Annotated in this window: 18 protein-coding genes; 12 read left to right on the forward strand and 6 right to left on the reverse strand. The window is 39.6% G+C overall.

Going from position 1 to position 18,217, the window contains the following annotated elements:
• Positions 1-22: 22 nt before the first annotated feature.
• Complete coding sequence (locus AB8M93_RS07810) at positions 23-2,257, forward strand: ATP-binding protein (RefSeq protein ID WP_373057017.1); 2,235 nt, start codon at positions 23-25, stop codon at positions 2,255-2,257.
• A gap of 96 nt (positions 2,258-2,353) precedes the next feature.
• Here the strand turns inward: AB8M93_RS07810 and lpxK are convergent, their stop codons facing one another.
• Positions 2,354-3,358, reverse strand: coding sequence for a tetraacyldisaccharide 4'-kinase (lpxK, locus tag AB8M93_RS07815; protein WP_373057018.1), 1,005 nt, complete (start codon positions 3,356-3,358; stop codon positions 2,354-2,356).
• Between the two features lie 72 nt (positions 3,359-3,430).
• On the opposite strand from lpxK, the gene AB8M93_RS07820 reads away from it, so the two are divergent.
• From AB8M93_RS07820 to msrA, 4 genes are all read left to right on the forward strand, one after another.
• Positions 3,431-4,525: a Nif3-like dinuclear metal center hexameric protein gene (locus AB8M93_RS07820; protein WP_373057019.1), complete on the forward strand. Its 1,095-nt coding sequence runs from the start codon at positions 3,431-3,433 to the stop codon at positions 4,523-4,525.
• 2 nt (positions 4,526-4,527) lie between these two features.
• The gene (locus AB8M93_RS07825; RefSeq protein ID WP_373057020.1) at positions 4,528-5,307 is read left to right on the forward strand and encodes a zinc ribbon domain-containing protein; all 780 of its coding nucleotides are present in this window, start codon (positions 4,528-4,530) and stop codon (positions 5,305-5,307) included.
• A 181-nt stretch (positions 5,308-5,488) separates the two neighbouring features.
• The gene (locus AB8M93_RS07830) at positions 5,489-6,073 is read left to right on the forward strand and encodes a hypothetical protein (RefSeq protein ID WP_373057021.1); all 585 of its coding nucleotides are present in this window, start codon (positions 5,489-5,491) and stop codon (positions 6,071-6,073) included.
• A 10-nt stretch (positions 6,074-6,083) separates the two neighbouring features.
• Positions 6,084-6,740: a peptide-methionine (S)-S-oxide reductase MsrA gene (gene msrA, locus AB8M93_RS07835; RefSeq protein ID WP_373057022.1), complete on the forward strand. Its 657-nt coding sequence runs from the start codon at positions 6,084-6,086 to the stop codon at positions 6,738-6,740.
• A 17-nt stretch (positions 6,741-6,757) separates the two neighbouring features.
• Here msrA and AB8M93_RS07840 read toward each other — a convergent pair whose 3' ends face one another.
• The gene (locus AB8M93_RS07840) at positions 6,758-8,104 is read right to left on the reverse strand and encodes an FAD-dependent oxidoreductase (protein WP_373057023.1); all 1,347 of its coding nucleotides are present in this window, start codon (positions 8,102-8,104) and stop codon (positions 6,758-6,760) included.
• Between the two features lie 252 nt (positions 8,105-8,356).
• Between AB8M93_RS07840 and AB8M93_RS07845 the strand changes: the two genes are divergently transcribed.
• The 6 genes from AB8M93_RS07845 to AB8M93_RS07870 all read left to right on the forward strand — a co-directional run bounded on the left by AB8M93_RS07845 (position 8,357) and on the right by AB8M93_RS07870 (position 12,782).
• Positions 8,357-8,602: a hypothetical protein gene (locus AB8M93_RS07845; protein WP_373057024.1), complete on the forward strand. Its 246-nt coding sequence runs from the start codon at positions 8,357-8,359 to the stop codon at positions 8,600-8,602.
• A gap of 69 nt (positions 8,603-8,671) precedes the next feature.
• Positions 8,672-9,334: a flavin reductase family protein gene (locus tag AB8M93_RS07850; RefSeq protein WP_373057025.1), complete on the forward strand. Its 663-nt coding sequence runs from the start codon at positions 8,672-8,674 to the stop codon at positions 9,332-9,334.
• 14 nt (positions 9,335-9,348) lie between these two features.
• Positions 9,349-10,896 (forward strand): cryptochrome/photolyase family protein, encoded by a 1,548-nt coding sequence (locus AB8M93_RS07855; RefSeq protein ID WP_373057026.1) that lies wholly within the window; start codon positions 9,349-9,351, stop codon positions 10,894-10,896.
• 161 nt (positions 10,897-11,057) lie between these two features.
• Positions 11,058-11,213 (forward strand): lmo0937 family membrane protein, encoded by a 156-nt coding sequence (locus AB8M93_RS07860; RefSeq protein WP_373057027.1) that lies wholly within the window; start codon positions 11,058-11,060, stop codon positions 11,211-11,213.
• An 80-nt stretch (positions 11,214-11,293) separates the two neighbouring features.
• Positions 11,294-12,052 carry an SDR family oxidoreductase gene (locus tag AB8M93_RS07865; protein WP_373057028.1) on the forward strand — a complete coding sequence of 253 codons (759 nt, stop codon included), beginning with the start codon at positions 11,294-11,296 and terminating at the stop codon, positions 12,050-12,052.
• 58 nt (positions 12,053-12,110) lie between these two features.
• Positions 12,111-12,782 carry a hypothetical protein gene (locus AB8M93_RS07870; protein ID WP_373057029.1) on the forward strand — a complete coding sequence of 224 codons (672 nt, stop codon included), beginning with the start codon at positions 12,111-12,113 and terminating at the stop codon, positions 12,780-12,782.
• 113 nt (positions 12,783-12,895) lie between these two features.
• Here AB8M93_RS07870 and kynU read toward each other — a convergent pair whose 3' ends face one another.
• Entirely contained in the window at positions 12,896-14,188 is a 1,293-nt protein-coding gene (gene kynU, locus AB8M93_RS07875) for a kynureninase (protein WP_373057030.1), read from the reverse strand.
• A 93-nt stretch (positions 14,189-14,281) separates the two neighbouring features.
• Here kynU and AB8M93_RS07880 point away from each other — a divergent pair, with 93 nt between their 5' ends.
• Entirely contained in the window at positions 14,282-14,923 is a 642-nt protein-coding gene (locus AB8M93_RS07880) for an O-methyltransferase (RefSeq protein ID WP_373057031.1), read from the forward strand.
• A gap of 32 nt (positions 14,924-14,955) precedes the next feature.
• Here the strand turns inward: AB8M93_RS07880 and AB8M93_RS07885 are convergent, their stop codons facing one another.
• The 3 genes from AB8M93_RS07885 to AB8M93_RS07895 form a co-directional block, all read right to left on the reverse strand.
• Entirely contained in the window at positions 14,956-15,516 is a 561-nt protein-coding gene (locus AB8M93_RS07885) for a phosphatase PAP2 family protein (RefSeq protein ID WP_373057032.1), read from the reverse strand.
• 12 nt (positions 15,517-15,528) lie between these two features.
• Entirely contained in the window at positions 15,529-15,810 is a 282-nt protein-coding gene (locus AB8M93_RS07890; RefSeq protein WP_311534096.1) for a Sec-independent protein translocase subunit TatA/TatB, read from the reverse strand.
• Between the two features lie 69 nt (positions 15,811-15,879).
• The gene (locus tag AB8M93_RS07895) at positions 15,880-18,195 is read right to left on the reverse strand and encodes a M1 family metallopeptidase (RefSeq protein WP_373057033.1); all 2,316 of its coding nucleotides are present in this window, start codon (positions 18,193-18,195) and stop codon (positions 15,880-15,882) included.
• Between the last annotated feature and the right edge of the window lie 22 nt (positions 18,196-18,217).

Below are 18,217 nucleotides of genomic sequence, written 5' to 3' on the forward strand. Positions count from 1 at the left end.
ACCTTAAGTTGCCAAAACCCAAATGAAGAACTTAACCCTCTCCCTGTTATTTTGCCTTATATGCTCTTTTGCCTTCGCTTTCCAGAGCCAGGAGGTAAAAAATGAAGATGAAGTAAGTGAGAATATTCATCAGTTGCTCAGCGATGCTGAATCTTCTATCCTGCATTACAATTTTGACGCTGCCATGAGGGAACTGGATTCCTCCATAGCCCTGGCAAAGACAATAGACCACAAGCGGTACCTTGCCCTTTCCAACAGCATCCTTTCTAATCTTTATTATATAAAACATGATAATAAAAAAGCCAGTAAAATAATAAATAAAGCGATTGCTGTACAAAAGGAAATTGGGGATGAGATTGGTTTGGCTTACAGCTATCTGCAGTTTGCCAAAATTTTAGATCTACAGCAGCAATATGGGAAAGCAAAAGAATATCTTTCCTTAGCTGAAGATATTTATGAAAAACACGACAACAGGGAACAACTAGGCCTGGTGGCCCTCAATCGGGGAGTTTTGCAGCTGCATGAAAATTCAGATTATGAAGCCGCTTTAAATAACTTTAACAATGCTGAAATTTATTTATCCGGAAGTGATAATCCGTATGAAAAAAGCCGTCTTAACTATTTTAAATCCAGCGCACACCTCTACCTTAATCGTATTGAAGAAGCGGAAAGGAGCGCCCGCAAATCTTTAAAGATCGCTGAAGAGAATAGCTTTGGAGGTATGGTGGTAAGTGCCAGCAAAAGATTAAGCACTATCTATGAAATGAAACAGCAGCCGGATTCTGCCCTGGCTTATCTTCAAAAAAGTTATACTACCAAGGACTCCATTTATAATATGAATGAAGAGGAACTTGCGCAGGAAGCCAACAGCAGGTATGGCCAGGATGCTCTTAAAAACACCCTAAGTTCCCTTACGCTTCAAAATGCCGAGCAGGAAAAATCCCTGAAGGTGAATAAACTCACCACGATTTTAAGTGTTGCCCTTATCACTATTCTTTCCCTCCTAACCCTTTCCCTGTATAAAAACAACAATCTTAGAGCAAGGGCCAACGATCTTTTGCAGAAAAAAAATACAGAACTTACACTGGCCAAAGAAAATGCCGAAAAAGCTTCCCTGGCAAAAGCACAGTTCCTAAGCACTATTACACATGAGTTGCGCACTCCGCTTTATGCCGTTACAGGCTTAACGCACCTTCTCCTTGAAGAAAGCCCAACCGAAAATCAAAAGGAACATTTAAATTCTTTAAAATTTTCAGGAGAATACCTGTTATCCCTCATTAATAATATTTTAGACCTCAACAAACTAGAGGCGAATAAGGTGGAATTAATGGAAAGCACATTTAATCTCAAAAGAAGAATTTCTGATGTGCTTATTGCCCTTAAGAATTCGGCAGATGAAAAAGAGACTAAAATCCACTTTAATTTTGACAATTCCATCCCAAGCAAATTAAAAGGCGATCCCCTAAAAATTTCCCAGATCCTAATTAATTTAATAGGGAATTCCATAAAATTTACTGAAAACGGGGATATATGGATTAATGTCACCAAACTAAATCAGAATGATAAAAAAGTCTATCTAGGCTTTGAGATAAAAGATAATGGTGAAGGTATCAGCAAAGAAAAGCAGAAAGCGATATTTGAAAATTTCACCCAGGGATCTACACAGATCAATCGTAAATTTGGAGGTACAGGTTTAGGGCTCTCCATTGTAAAGAACCTGTTAAGCCTTCTAGACAGCGAAATTCATCTGGAAAGCGAATTGGGAAAAGGTTCTAAGTTTACCTTTGAACTTAAATTTGAAGCCCTGGAACCCCCTAAAGAAAATGCTACCAGGCAGTTAAAGGTAGAGAAAACCGAAGCTTTATCTAATGACATCATGATTGATAAAAAGATTCTTATTGTAGAAGACAATAAGATCAACCAGATGATCACCAGGAAAATTCTGGAAAAGAATAAAGTAATTTGTGATGTGGCAGATAATGGTACTATTGCCATAGATAAGGTAAAAAACAATCATTTTGACCTTATCCTTATGGATATACACATGCCAGGCATAAGCGGAATAGAAGCCACTATAGAAATCAGGAAATTTAATGAAGATATTCCTATTATAGCGCTTACCGCAGTCACCCTGGATGAGAACCTGGATGAATTTTACCTCAACGGCTTTAATGATATTATTCCCAAACCTTATAAGACCGAGGAATTCTTCCACAAAATTAACCGTTATTTATCTGCAAGGGAAACTACCATATAGTAATTGGCACAGGCTTTGCAATTATCAGGCTAGTAAAATTATATATAAAGACATATAGTTTGAATTAGCCAGAAAAGAATGAGGTGCTTATGCGCCTCATTTTGTTTTTATAAATTCCCTGATTTCTCGCTTAAATGCTTCTTCCCCGGTGATAAACTTTGTATTAATGGGAAGATACCATAACTGTTCTGCAGGAATATGCTCTTTTAACCTCATATAATCCTTTTCTGTAGCCAGAATAAAATCCCGGGAGGCAATTTTTTTTATTTCTGCGGAAGAAAACTGGTGGTGATCAGGAAATTGCAAATGCCGGAACACAAACTTCCTTTCCTTCAAAAATTCTACCAGTGGCACAGGATTGGCGATCCCGGTAATTAAAGTAAAATTCACCTTAGCCAGTACCTGCAATGTTCTGGCATTACCATTTCCAAAAATTTCTTCTCCATAGGAAATATAGCTGAAGAACAATCTTTGATAATTACGTGGTTTTAATGCTGTTCTTATCCTTTGCATTTCATCAATTCCCAGATCTGGAGGACATTTGGTTACCACGATAATCGCTGCCCTTTCAGCTCCTGCTGCGGGTTCCCTAAGGTTGCCGGTAGGCAACATCACATCATTTATAAAAAGTTTATCGTAAGCAGTGAGCAAAATGTTGAGGCCGGCTTTAACCTTGCGATGCTGGAAAGCATCATCCAGGAGGATTACTTCAGGATTTTCTTCAGCTAAACAGGAAATTCCGTTCTGCCGGTTGGCATCAACGGCAACAAGAGCATCAGGATATTTACGCTTAAACTGTAAAGGCTCATCACCCACTATTGCTGCAGATTCCCTTCCGCTAAGAAAAACATAACCTTTACTATTCCTTTTATAGCCCCGGGATAAAGTTGCCACACGATACTCCGGCAGGAGAATTTTCAGTAAAAATTCTATCATGGGAGATTTTCCGGTGCCTCCGGTATTCAGGTTTCCAACACAAATCACCGGAAGGTCATATTCCCGGGATTTCAAAACCCCGGTATTGTAAAGGAAATTTCTAAACCAGGTAATTGCGCCATAGAGCAGCGCAAAGGGGAAAAGTAGTTTTCTAAGTATCAGCATGAGAGGCAATGTATAATAAATCTAGAATATTATCTTTGAATACACCAAAACAACGCTTATAAAGAGACAAATATGCTCATAAAAGAAGTTATACGCCATATAGAAGAATTTGCTCCGCTAAATTACGCAGAAGAATTTGATAATGTGGGCCTGCTGGTGGGAGACGAAGAAACCAGGGTGACCGCCGCACTTATTACGCTGGACACGCTGGAGAGCGTGGTAGATGAAGCCATTGCAAAAAAATGCAATTTTATAATCAGTTTCCATCCTATTATATTTTCCGGCCTTAAAAAACTTAACGGTAAAAATTACGTGGAACGCACCGTCATTAAGGCCATTAAACATAATATTGCCATTTATGCCATACATACTGCTCTAGACAACCAGTATAAAGGGGTAAACCATATGCTTGCTGAAAAGCTTAAACTAAAGAACCAGAAAATCCTGATCCCAAAAAAAGGCAGTATTAAAAAACTTAGCACATTTGTCCCAATTGATAAGACTGAAGAGGTGAGAACCGCTCTTTTTAAAGCAGGTGCAGGCAGTATAGGCAATTACGACCAGTGCAGTTTTAATCTTAAGGGCAGTGGGAGCTTCCGCCCTAATGAAGAAGCAAATCCCGCAATTGGGGAAAAAGGAAAAATACATTTTGAAGAAGAAATGCAGTTAGGGATTACTTTTCCAGCCCATTTGGAATCAGCAGTACTTCAGGCCCTTTTTAAAACACATCCTTATGAAGAAGTAGCTTATGAAATCATCACTCTGGAGAACAGGCACCAGCATTTGGGAATGGGAATGATTGGAGAACTTGAGAAGGAAACTTTAGAAGAAGAATTTTTAAACTCCTTAAAATCTGTTTTTAATGCTGAAGTGGTGAGGCACTCGGCTTTACGGGGCAAACCGGTGAAAAAAGTAGCGGTTTTAGGCGGAAGTGGCAGCTTTGCCATAGAAAATGCAAAACGGGCAGGCGCCGATGTTTATGTTACGGCAGACCTTAAATACCATGATTTTTATAAAGCTGAAGGAAAAATAGTTTTGGCCGATATTGGACACTATGAAAGTGAGCAATTCACAAAAAATTTACTATATTCTTTTCTTAGTAAAAAAATTAGTAATTTTGCACTTATTTTAGGAGACACAAACACCAATCCAATCAAGTATATTTAACTATGGCAAAAAAAAACGATGTTACTGTAGAAGAGAAGTTAAGAGCGCTATACGATCTTCAGTTAGTCGATTCACGAATTGACGAAATTAGAAACGTACGTGGCGAACTTCCTTTGGAGGTTGAAGATTTAGAAGACGAGGTAGCAGGATTGAACACGCGTTTGGAAAAATTAGAGGCAGATATCGAAGTTGTGGAAAACGACATCAAGAATAAGAAGAACCTTATTGATGAAGCAAAAACTACAATAAAGAAATATTCCGATCAGCAAAAAAATGTGCGCAATAACCGTGAATTCAATGCCCTAAGCAAGGAAATTGAATTCCAGGAGCTGGAAATAGAACTGGCCGAAAAGCACATTAAAGAATATAAGGCTCAAATTGAGCAAAAGAAAGAAGTAATTGCCCAAACCCAGGAACGCGTAGACGAGCGAAGAAAACATCTTGATCATAAAAAAAGTGAATTGGATGAAATTCTTGCTGAAACAGAAAAAGAAGAGCAGGCGCTGATAGACAAATCTGCCGAATATGAGCAAAACATTGAGGACCGCCTTGTAAAAGCTTACAAGAGAATAAGGACCAATGTAAAGAATGGCCTGGCTATTGTTCCGGTGGAGCGAGGGGCTTCAGGAGGTTCTTATTTTACCATTCCGCCGCAGGTGATCATGGAAATAGCCGGGCGCAAAAAAATTATTACAGATGAACATAGCGGAAGAATCCTTGTAGATGAAGATCTGGCAAGGGAAGAGCAGGAGAAAATGGATTCGCTTTTCAAAAAATTCTAGAAGTTATTCTTTAAATATTAAACTGCCTGAAGGTAATAGTAAGATCTTTTGATCTGAAGCAAAATCTTTCAGGCAGTTTTTTTTATTCCCATACCTCATCCCCGCTGCAAAAGAGGGATTAACACGACTTTTACATAAGTTTTCAATCAAAGGCTTACCTTTATTAGCCTAAATACTATTGATGAAAATAAAATTCTACAGCCTGATCTTTATTCTCGTTTTGTGCTCCTGCAAAAACAATGCGGACCAGAATGGGAATAAATTAGAAGAAAATCCCGAAAACAGCGAATACAATGCTGTAGGTCCAGGAGTTCCTGTTGAAAATGATGAAATTTACAAGGATGAAGAAAACGCTGAAGCTCCCGCTAAAAAAAGCCCTTCTCCCGCAGTACAAGCCGGAAATTATATAAAGGAAGGAGAAGAAACTTCTCCCGCTTGTACCTGTTACTGCCTGGATGTAAATCTTTCAGGTACTTCAAAATTGTGCCTGGTAGAAAATGAAATGTACATCAATTCAAGATTTGAAAAATCCGGGGACAGTATTAATATTTTCTACACCGGCCCTTCTGAAGAAAATTCCACTTCAGATTTACCGTGGGAAAAATTTGATAAAGATCAACCCGTGGCGGTGTTAAAACCTATGAACAACGGGCAGGTAGAACTGGATTGGAAAGGTTTCAGCATAAATGGAGAATTAGCAGTAGATTATGCCATTTATGGAAAGAAGAGCCTTGAAGGCACTTATACAAGAAATAAATCCCTATAAAAAACAAGCTATGAAAAATTACCTGAGTATTTTATTACTCTTATTTATATCCTGTGGAAACGGACAGGAAAAATCGGCAACCCGGCCTGAAATTGCTAATGCTGAACCGGTAGAAGTGCCAGGCCAGGATGGTTTGAAGAGAGCGTATTTCTCCAGCGGTTGCTTCTGGTGTGTGGAAGCCATTTATGAAAGTGTAAAAGGTGTGAAAGAAGCTATTTCCGGCTATGCCGGCGGCCATACCAAGAATCCCACTTACGAGGAGAGCAATACTGGCCGCACCGGCCATGCAGAATCTGTGGAAGTGATTTATGATCCAGATGTTGTAGATTTCAGAACGCTTGTAAGAGTATATTTTGGATCACAGGATCCCACGCAGGTAAACGGGCAGGGTCCGGATATTGGCTCGCAGTATCGCTCGATTATTTTTTATCAGAACCAGGAACAAAAAGAGATTATAGAAGAAGTAAAGGCTGAAGTGGCGAAAGAATTTAACGAACCTATTGCTGCTGAAATATTACCCTTCCAGAAGTTCTGGAAAGCGGAAGCCTACCACCAGAATTATGAAGAAAACCATCCTGAAAATCCTTATATTCAGAATGTTTCCATTCCCAGGATTAATCGGTTTAAGAATAAATTCCCGGAATTACTAAAAAAAGGAGCTCATTAAAGAACAGAATACCGGGTTTATTGGGCAGCAAGAAGTTTAAGCATTTTTTCTTCAATTTCCTGCTGATCCCATTTTTCCCTTATGTTTTCGGTTTTCATCACCTCATCCATAATTTTTCTTTGCTTCTCCCCTATTGCTAAAGCTTCGGCATAAGGACGATCTGAAAAAGTAACGCGGGAATAAAGTGGCACCCAGTTTCCCGGATGTTTCTCGCCAAATCGTTTTTCTATTTTCTTCCGAAGAAGAAATTCAGGATCGGCGGTTTTACTGCTCATTTCTATAAAATTCTGGTAACTTAGCTCGGCAATCGCATCTGCATTAGGTTTTCTTTCCTTTTGATATTCCCTGAAAATACTCTCCCAGTCATCTTTATATCGTTCCATCTTTTCAAAAAGAACAGAAATATCTTCAAATCCCGCATTCATCCCCTGGCCGTAAAAAGGCACAATGGCGTGGGCAGAATCGCCAACAAGGGCTATTTTATCATTAAAAGTCCACGGGAAGCATTTTATAGTCACCATGGCGCTTGTAGGATTTTTGAAAAAGTCTCGTTTTAAATTGGAAATTTCGGCTTTAATATCAGGAAAGAATTTTTCAAAAAACGCGTCTGCCTTCTTTTCTGTAGTAATAGACTCGAAAGAATACTCCCCTTCAAAAGGCATAAACAGCGTACAGGTAAAACTGCCATTTAAATTGGGCATGGCAATGAGCATAAATTCTCCACGTGGCCAGATATGGAAAGATGCATTATCCAGTTTATGGCTGCCATCTTCGTTGGCGAGAATGGTGAGTTCTTTATAACCCACCTCAATAAAATGCTGGGAATAGTTAAAGCGACTCTGCCGTTGCATTTTATGGCGAATCCTGGAAAAAGCTCCGTCTGCCCCAAAAATAAGGTCAAAATCATATTCCTTCCACTCGCTTTTTTCCGTTTCGCCGGTATACAATTTTGCCTGTGGCATATCAATATCCCAAACCTTTTCTTCAAAACGAAATTCGACGCCGGCAGTTTCAGCCAGGTCTATCATTTTACGGTTAAGGATTCCCCGGGAAATGGAAAAAATCGCTTCGCCTTCTTTTCCATATTTCTGAAAATAAAGCGGTTTATCATTCACGTGCATTGCCCTCTTGTCCAAAGGCAACGCCAGTTCACGAATCTCTTTCTCTATACCTGCAACACGCAGGGCTTTCCAACCACGATTGGACATGGCAAGGTTGATGGACCTGCCCGAAAATTCAACTTTTCTAACATCCGGTCTGCGGTCAAAAACCGTAACCAGGTGGCCGGCCTTTTTTAAGTACAGCGCAAGCAATGAACCCACAAGTCCCGAGCCAACCACTGCAATATTTTTTTGTTCCTGCATTTTCTTGTTTTCAGAGAATAAAAATTCTCTCTGCGAAAATACTCATTAATTCTGATATGGGTTTAACCCAACGGAACCACAGAAAATTGTAATTCTCTGCCACTATATGCAGCCCAACTTTTTTTTGAATTGCATCCTATTTTCTTATAGCTTTGACTTAAACTGCCTAGATCTGAAAATCTTTTTTTCCTGATGCATTGCACCTACTAAAGCAATATGTTGTACCTTATAGAAAATCAACAAAAAATAGAAATGGATTCACAGAACCCGGAGCAAATGCGCGCCACTCTAAGCAAACTGGAAGATATCCGGAACAGCCAGGAAAGCATTATTGATAAAATAAACCATGTAATCACAGACCTTTTTGAAAATCCAGACAAAGAGCTGGAAAAGGCTATGAACGCGGCACACCAAAAGGCTTCAGACAATGTAGATGAAGTACGTGAGGCAATGGAAAATTATGAGATGAAAATCAATAAAATTGAAAATCAGGGGTAAATTAAAAAAGCATTAACAAATATTTATATGAGGATTAGTAAATTGAGATGAAATTAATTTACTCTTTTTATGAAACATATTACCGCCAGTGACATTATGGAGATGGAAAAGATCTTCCGCCTCAACCTGGTGAATAGCTGCACAGGTTATAAATCTGCCAACCTCATTGCCACAAAATCCAGAAACAATCTTTTAAATGTGGCTGTTTTTAGCTCGGTAACCCACCTGGGAAGCGATCCTGCCCTGTTGGGATTTATTACCCGTCCCACGCATGTTCCTCGTAATACTTACAAAAACATTAGGGAAACTTCATTTTTTACGGTAAATCACGTACAGGAAAACCTCATTGAAAGCGCCCATCAAACGGCCGCAAAATATGATGAAGAGGTTTCTGAATTTCAGCAAACCGGCCTGGAAGAAGAATATCTTGATGGCTTTTTTGCTCCTTATGTAAAACAGTCTACAGTGAAACTGGGCTGTAAGTACCGCAATGAATACACCATTAAAGAAAACAATACACTGCTGGTGGTGGCTTCTATTGAACATATATATTTTGAGGAAAGCATACAGGCACCGGATGGGTGGCTTCGTTTAGATGATGCCGGTACCGTAGCCGTAAACGGGCTGGATGGCTATGCCCTGCCCACGCTGCTGGATCGTTTTCATTATGCCCGGCCCGGCCAGGAAATAAAGTCCTTCTTCACAAAGAAAAACCCTGCTAAAGAAGATTAATTCCTCAGGAATTTATGGCCAAAAACAAGAAAATACTTCGGCTGATTTTAGGAGATCAGCTAAATCATCATCACAGCTGGTATAAGGAAGAGCAGGAAAACATCACGTACGTTTTTATGGAAATGCGCCAGGAAACAGATTATGTGGTGCACCATATTCAGAAAATTGTGGCTTTCTTCAGTGCCATGAGAAATTTTGCTGATTATCTTAAAGATCGTGAATACAACATTATCTATTTCAGAATAAATGATGAAGAAAATAAACAGGATTTAGCATCCAATCTTTATCAGCTTATTCAAGAACATAACTTCAGCAAATTTGAATATCAGCTTCCGGATGAATATCGTTTGGATAAACAGCTTGATGATATTTGTAAAAACCTCGATATCCCTTCAGAGGCTTATGACACCGAACATTTTTTTACGAGCAGGACTGAATTATCCAGTTTCTACGAAGGTAAAAAGGATTTGACGATGGAATATTTTTACCGGCATATGCGCAAAAAGCATGGGATCCTGATGCTGAATTCTAAGGATCCTGAAGGGGGAAAATGGAATTATGATAAATCCAACAGGCAAAAGTGGAAAGGAAAGGTGAACCTTCCGCATGAACGGGGATTCAGGAAAGATGTTTCCCAGCTTGTGGAAGAAATTGAAGCTGCGAATATTAAAACAATGGGGACTATAGCAGCCAAAAATTTCAGCTGGCCTACTTCACGTGAAGATGCCTTATCTGTCCTAAATTACTTCTGCAAAAATCTGCTGGTACATTTTGGAGATTTTCAGGATGCCATGCATACCGGGGAAGCATATCTTTTTCACTCCCGGCTTTCCTTTAGTATGAATTCTAAAATGATAAGCCCTAAGGAAGTTATCGATTCGGTTATAGATTACTGGCACGATCATCATGAAGAAATAGATATTTCCCAGGTAGAAGGTTTTGTAAGGCAAATTTTAGGATGGAGGGAGTATATGAGGGGAATTTACTGGCAAGAAATGCCGGGATACAGTAAAAAGAACAAGCTTGAGAACACCGCTCCTCTTCCGCAGTTTTACTGGACTGCAAAAACAAAAATGAACTGCCTGCACCATGCCGTAAAACAAAGCCTGGAAAAAGCTTATGCTCACCACATCCAGCGCTTAATGATCACCGGGAATTTTGCCCTGCTCACCCAGTGCGATCCAGATGAAGTGGATGCCTGGTACCTAGGAATCTATATAGATGCTATAGAATGGGTGGAAATTACCAATACCAGAGGAATGAGCCAGTTTGCCGATGGCGGAATGGTGGCTACCAAACCCTATGTTTCCAGTGGCAGCTACATTAACAAGATGAGTAATTACTGCAAAAATTGCCATTATAATGTAAAGAAGAAAACCGGTGAATTTTCCTGCCCCTTTAACAGCCTGTACTGGAATTTTCTTGAAGAAAAAAGGCCTTATTTTAAGGATAATCAAAGAATGAAGATGATGATGAGCCTTCTCGATAAAAAACCTGCCGAAGAAATGCAGGAAATCCGTAATCGCGCTGAGGCCATTAGAAAAAATCCCGATTCTTTTTAGCGGCAAAGTTAAACACGAGTTAAACTTTAACTTGCGGAGGTAAGGATTATATAACTTCGTTAATGCAACTCATTTACTCTGTGTATTGTAGCACGGGATAAAGATTTGCAAATGACCTATTATTAACCAATACGCGACAAAATCGCTTAATCCCAACCATTATGAGAGATCTAATTTGGCTTATTATTGTATTATTAATTATTGGATGGCTTGTGGGCTATTTTGCCTTTCCAGATTTAGGTGCTATTATTCACATCTTACTTGTGGTAGCAGTAATTTTGATTATATACAAACTATTAACAGGACGTAGCCTTTAGTAATTAATTCCTTTAAAAGCCCTCCGCAATCCGGAGGGCTTTTTATTTACAAGCTAAGCTTTATCTTCAAAGAAAATTTTATGTGGAATTTAAAAGAAAAAAAAGCAGTTATTACCGGAGGAACAAAAGGTATTGGAAGAGCAGCGGTAGAGAGTTTTTTAGAACTGGGAGCAGAAGTGCTTTTTACTGCGAGGAATGAGAGTGATGTTAAAGCTTTTGAAAAAGAACTAAAAGAACGGAATTTATCGGTTACCGGTATGGTTTCAGATGCTACTCTCAAGCAGGACCAGCAAAAGCTATCCCACTGGATCGAGCAGCATTGGGGGAAGCTGGATATTCTTGTAAATAATGCAGGGGTAAATATCAGGAAAAAAGCCGCTGATTATTCTGAAGAAGAATACCGCAAGGTCCTGGAAATAAATCTCATCGCACCTTTTGAATTAAGCCAAAAGCTCTTCCCTTTTCTCAAATTATCAGGAAACTCTTCTATTATAAATATTGCCTCCTCTGCAGCCATGCAGGATGTGGGCACAGGAGTTCCCTACGCAATGTCTAAATCTGGCTTACTCCAGCAAACCAGGAGCCTGGCCGTGGAATGGGCAGGCGACGGGATAAGGGTGAATGCCATGTCACCCTGGTTTACGGAAACCCCGCTTACCAGAACCTATCTTGAGCAACCAGAAAAAATAGCGCCTATTTTAAAAAGGACGCCGCTAAAGAGAGTGGCCCGCGCAGAAGAAATGGCTGCTATCATTTCCTTTCTGGCGATGGACAAATCTTCTTACATTACCGGGCAAAACATTGTTGCAGACGGAGGTATGAGTATAAATGCCATTTAAAACATTTATTTGCTACCTTTAAGATGCTATTAGTAAAGCCATATAATTTAAACTTCTAATGATGAAAAACTTATTTCTCCTTTCTCTGCTTGTTATTTTTGCAGCAGGTTGCAAAAGCAATACTAAAGATTCCACTGCTGCCTATGCAGATAGGCCGGCTATTGCCAGAGATATTGCAACGGCAAACGGACTGGATGATTTTAAAGACGTAGAACAAATCAACTTTACCTTTAATGTAAAGGTTCAGGATAGTTTAAGATCACAAAGGAGTTGGCAATGGAAGCCCAAAACCAATGAAGTGACCTTAACAGAAAATAATGCTACCAAAACCTATAAAAGGAATGGGGAGCTTACTGAAGAAGAAAAACAGGCAGACCAAAAATTTATAAACGACACCTATTGGTTGTTATTTCCTTATCAACTTGTATGGTCTGATGCTCAAATTTCAGAAGAAAAAGATGCAACGGCGCCTATTAGCGGCAATAAAATGGATAAGCTCACTGCCTCCTATTCGGGAGAAGGCGGTTATACACCAGGAGATTCTTATGATATCTATTATGATGATGATATGATCCTGCAGGAATGGGTTTACAAAGCTGCCGATGGCAACAGGGAAATGGCTACTACCTGGGAGGGCTACAAGAATTTTGAAGGCGTGAAGATCGCCACAAGCCATAAATCCCCCGATGGTAGTTTTGAATTATTTTTTGATAATATTTCTGTGAAATGAGTTCGTAGAAGTTCCGGTAGCAAAAAGTAAAGAGAGGTTAAATGGATTTTAGTTTTAAAATAAACTCCATCGTTGTTTCTCCTTTTGGAGCAGCCGCCCCAGTTCATCTGCAATTAATTTTTTGTTTCATGAAGGTCCAAAATGCCTCTTTTTAAAATCTGTCCAAAGGTATAAACATCTTCAAACGAACAGTAAAAAGGCGCCGGAGCGAGACGTATTACATTTGGTTCCCGCCAGTCCAGATAAACGCCATGTTTCATCAGGTAATTAAAAAGCTCCCTGCCTTCCCCGTGCAGGAAAACAGAGATTTGTGTTCCCCTCTCCTTTTGGTTAGATGGGGTAATAACTTCAAAGGAGCTCTCTACTTCCTTATCTATTTCATGCAACACAAACTCCAGGTAAGCCACAATTTTATTTCTCTTACTAATTAAAGCAGGCATTCCCACTTCCTCAAACATTTCCAGGGAAGCAAGATACGGTGCAAGCGCCAGAACAGGGGCATTGCTTATTTGCCAGGCATGGGCATCGGGTTCCGGCTGAAACTCCGGCTCCATAAGAAAACGACGTTCCTTATTATGCCCCCACCAGCCTTCCAACCGTTGAAGGTCTTTTTTGCCGTGATATTTTCGATTTATAAAACATCCCGAGGCATTTCCAGGCCCCGAATTCATATATTTATAGCTGCACCACGCGGCAAAGTCTACATTCCATTCACTTAATTTCAATTCTACATTTCCTGCCGCATGAGCGAGGTCCCAGCCTACCATTGCTCCCACTTCATGGCCTGCTTTTGTTATACTTTCCATATCAAAAACCTGACCGGAATAATAGTTTACACCGCCAATGAGCACTAACGCCAGCTCCTCCCCAACCTCTTTTATTTGTGCCAGGATATCTTCTGTACGGAAATTATTTTCCCCTTCCCTCTTTTTTATTTCCACTATTGCTTCGGAAGAATTATGCCCGTGTAATTTTACCTGGCTTGCCAGCATATACTGATCACTGGGAAAGGCTTTTTCTTCACATAAAATTTTAAACCTCTTTCCGGATGGACGATAAAAGGAAATCATCAGTAAATGAAGGTTTACCGTTAAAGTATTCATTACGGTCACTTCAGAAGGTTTTGCGCCAACAACTTTTGCCAGTTTTTCTGAAAATCGTTCATGATAATCCCACCAGGGCTTTTCAGCATAAAAATGCCCCTCCACTCCTAAAGTTGCCCAGTCCTGCATTATTTCATCTACATACTCTTTTGCAGATTTTGGTTGAAGGCCTAAAGAATTCCCAACAAAATAAATAACATCCTTTCCATTTACCTGCGGAAAGCTGAATTGATCCCGATACGAGGCCAGTTTATCTTCAGCATCCATCCTAAGGGCAAATTCCCGGGTATTTTCAAATTTCATGTGCGGTGGTTTTTGGTAAAAATACAATTTCAGAAAGAAAATTACGCTTGAAATTGAAGAAGCAATTTGTTTAGTTTTGTAAAAAAAGAATTTATGGATTTTCTTCCTCAGAATATAGAAGATTATATTGTTGAGCATTCCCAAAAAGAACCGGAACTGCTGGGCAAACTTAACAGAGAAACCCATCAAAAGATCCTTCAGCCACGCATGTTAAGTGGGCATTACCAGGGACGCGTGCTTAGCCTGTTATCTAAGATTATTAAACCCCATACAATTCTTGAAATTGGTACTTATACCGGCTACTCTGCCTTAAGTCTGGCCGAAGGCCTTTCACAAAATGGTATTCTCCACACCATAGATATTAATGAGGAACTTTTTGATTTTCAGAAAAAATATTTTGAGGCATCACCATACAAGAAAAATATCAGGCAGTACCTGGGAAATGCCGTGGAAATTATCCCGCAAATTGAAGATAATTTTGACCTTGTATTTATTGATGCCGATAAACCTAATTATCCCACCTACTTTAATATAATTATCGAAAAGATGAATCCCGGCGGAGTTATTCTTTCTGACAATGTTCTTTGGAGCGGAAAAATTGTAGAGGATGTAAAGCCAGATGATGTATCTACAGCGGCTTTGCTGGAATACAATAAAATGCTGGCTACAGATGAACGTATTGAAACCGTTATTTTGCCCATTAGGGACGGGCTCACCTTAAGCAGAAAAAAATAAATACTTGTCTCTATTTCTCAGAACAGCAGGAATTAAATTGAAAAACGTTTACCAGATCTTTGGTAGAGCCAGAAGAAAATATAGGCCATAATTACTCCCACCAGAGCGCCTACAAGAATATCTCCGGGATAATGGACACCTACGAATATCCTGCTAAGTACAAATATAATTGGCCAGATAAAAGCCAAAAAAATCCATTTAGATTTTTCCTTTAGGGCCAGTACAATAAAAGTTACTGCGGCAAAAGAAGTAGAAGCATGCCCTGAAAAGAAACTGTAGTTGGTTGGTTCCTGTAAAATGCGGATTATATCCACCAGGTCTGGGTTATTATTAGGGCGTAATCTAAGAGCCAGCCCTTTTACCAAATTGGTAAATCCCCAGGTAGTAAAAACTGCTGCAAGAAGGAACAAAGAAGTCATCACTGCCTTTCTCCACTGAAAAGCGATGAAGAAAAGTGCAAAAAACAGGATATGAAGGGGTATCCAGTGTTCAGGTTGGGTAACAAAAATCCAGAAATCGTCATAAGATTCAACTCCAAGACTGTTAAGGTAGATAAATAATTCTCTATCCCACTGTTTTAATTGTTCCAACATCTAAAGAGCCGATTAAAATCTGCGCTTTACCGATCCGGTTATCTCATCAATATCCTCTTTCACTTTATCTATCTCCCCTTTGATATCCTTGGACAGATTTTTATCTATGCCTTGTTTTTCAGCGCTGCGCTGAATTTCACTCTTAATATCGTTAGATGCATTTCGGAGTGTTTTCATTCCCTGCCCAAGTCCTCGGGCAATTTCAGGAATTTTATCAGCTCCAAACACCATAACCAGAATAAACATGATAAAGGCAATTTCAGCTCCGCTGATGAATAATGGAAGTATTAACATAACACAACAAATATAAATACAAATATCACTAAAAAAGAAGCCGACTCGTTAAAGTCGGCTTAAATTATTTTAGTCTTCTGCGCTGGCTTTAAATTCTTCAAATTGATTTTTGGTTTCCTCTTTTGGCCAGGCGTTATTGCTAAGATCTACATCTGCGGTTTCCAGATCTGGATCTACTACAATTTTGGTAATTTCTTTACTGCTTGGAATAACCTTACTTACTTCAGCATTATTTTTTCTCCAGATTTGCACCGGATAGGTCTTTTTCTCTGTAGTGCCATCTGCATAGGTGATTTCAACAATTAGAGGCATAATTAATCCACCCGGTTTCTCAAAGGTAACCTGGTAGAAATATTTAGGAGCATTAAGATTCGCTCTTTCCTCTTCACTAAAATTATCCATTACAAATTCCTGAAGAGTAGAAGAACTTTCCAGCATGGTTTTTTCCTTTAGATCTTCGCTAAACTCAGGATCTTCCTCTTTTACCACGTAAAGCGCTTCAACTTCTCCGGGAGAAGCATTGTAATAACGCTCAAGCATTTCTTTACCGGCTTCTGTAGGGGTATCGGTTATATAATATTTATTTACTTCTTTAATTCCAAGATCTACATTATCTGTAGAATAGAACCATCCTCTCCAGAACCAGTCAAGGTCTATGGCAGAAGCGTCTTCCATTGTCCTGAAGAAATCCTCTGGGGTAGGATGCTTAAACATCCATCTATGCGCGTAGGTGCTAAATGCATAATCAAAAAGTTCGCGGCCCATCACAGTTTCTCTTAGGATATTTAAAGCAGTTGCCGGTTTTCCGTAGGCATTATTCCCTAACTGGTAAACTTCTTCAGGATTAGACATAATTGGCGCTATAAACTCCTGATTACCTTTCATATAAGGTACAATTTTATGCGGCTGCCCTCTTCTGGAAGGATAATTTTCCATTGGTGCGATGGCTTCAGGATATCGTTCCCCAAATTCCTGCTCTGCCATATACTGCACAAAGGTATTAATCCCTTCATCCATCCAGCCCCACTGCCGCTCATCGCTGTTAACGATCATTGGGAAAAAGTTATGTCCCACTTCGTGGATGATTACACTCATCATTCCAAACTTCACACGGTCACTGTACTCCCCGTTTTCATCTGGACGGCCGTAATTCCAGCAAATCATGGGATATTCCATCCCCTGGTTTTTGGCATTTACTGAAACTGCCTTGTGGTAAGGATATTGGAAAGTATGGTTGGAATAGCTTTTTAAGGTACTTGCAACCACCCTACTGGACCACTGTTCCCATAGAGGATTTCCTTCTTTAGGGTACAGCGAAACCGCCATCACTTTTTTACCCATAATATCTGTAGCCATCATATCCAGGATAAACTTCCTGGAGGTGGAAAATGCAAAGTCACGAACCATATCGGCTTTATAATGCCAGGTTTTGGTTTTCTTTGAAGAGCTTTTTTCTGCCTTCTCCGCTTCTTCAGGAGTCACGATTAGAACAGGCTTATCATAAGAATTTTGTGCTTCCTCATATCGCCTCATCATCTCTTTTGTATAAACCTCTTTACGGTTTTGCAACTTCCCTGTAGCTTCCATTACGTGATCTGCAGGTACGGTAATATTTACATCGTAAGAACCAAAAGGCAGGGCAAATTCCCCACTTCCCCAAAACTGCATATTCTGCCATCCTTCCACATCGTTATAAACAGCCATTCTGGGAAAAAACTGCGCAATCACATAAGCGCGGTTACCATCTTCAGGAAAATATTCGAATCCTGAACGTGCACGGTTTGTTACGTGGTTGTTGATTTTATAGTTCCATTTAATGCTAAAACTATAATCCTCACCAGATTTTAGTGGCTCCGGTAAATCTATGCGCATCATGGTTTGGTTGATGGTATACTTTAAGGCATTCCCATCTTTAGAAACTTCTATAATATTAAAACCTCCATCAAAAGGTTTCTTAAGATATTTTTCTGAAAATCGGGAAGGAGTAGCCACAGGAGAAAGGCCTTCACTGTCTCTTTCTAAAGAAGGGGAATTCTTTTCTCTGATATTTTGATCTAACTGCACCCACAAATATTCCAGGTCCTGAGGAGAATTGTTGTGATAAGTTATAGTTTCTTCGCCAGATAACATGGTATTTTCATCATCAAGCACCACATCTATATTATAATCGGCCTGGTTTTGGTAATATGCCGGACCTGGGGCACCGGATGCTGTTCTGTATTGATTTGGAGTGGCAAATTCCATGTACATTTGCCTGAATTTGTTCTCGTTCGAATGCCCTTCCTGTCTCTCCTGTTGCTGGGTATCTTCCCCATTATCCTGGGCATAAACCCCGGCAAACAAGAACATAAAAAGCATTGAACATACTACTTTTGTTGTTTTCATTAAGTAAATTTTTATTAAAGAT

Origin of the sequence: Autumnicola aciditolerans (assembly GCF_041679265.1) — a bacterium.
GTDB lineage: Bacteria > Bacteroidota > Bacteroidia > Flavobacteriales > Flavobacteriaceae > Autumnicola.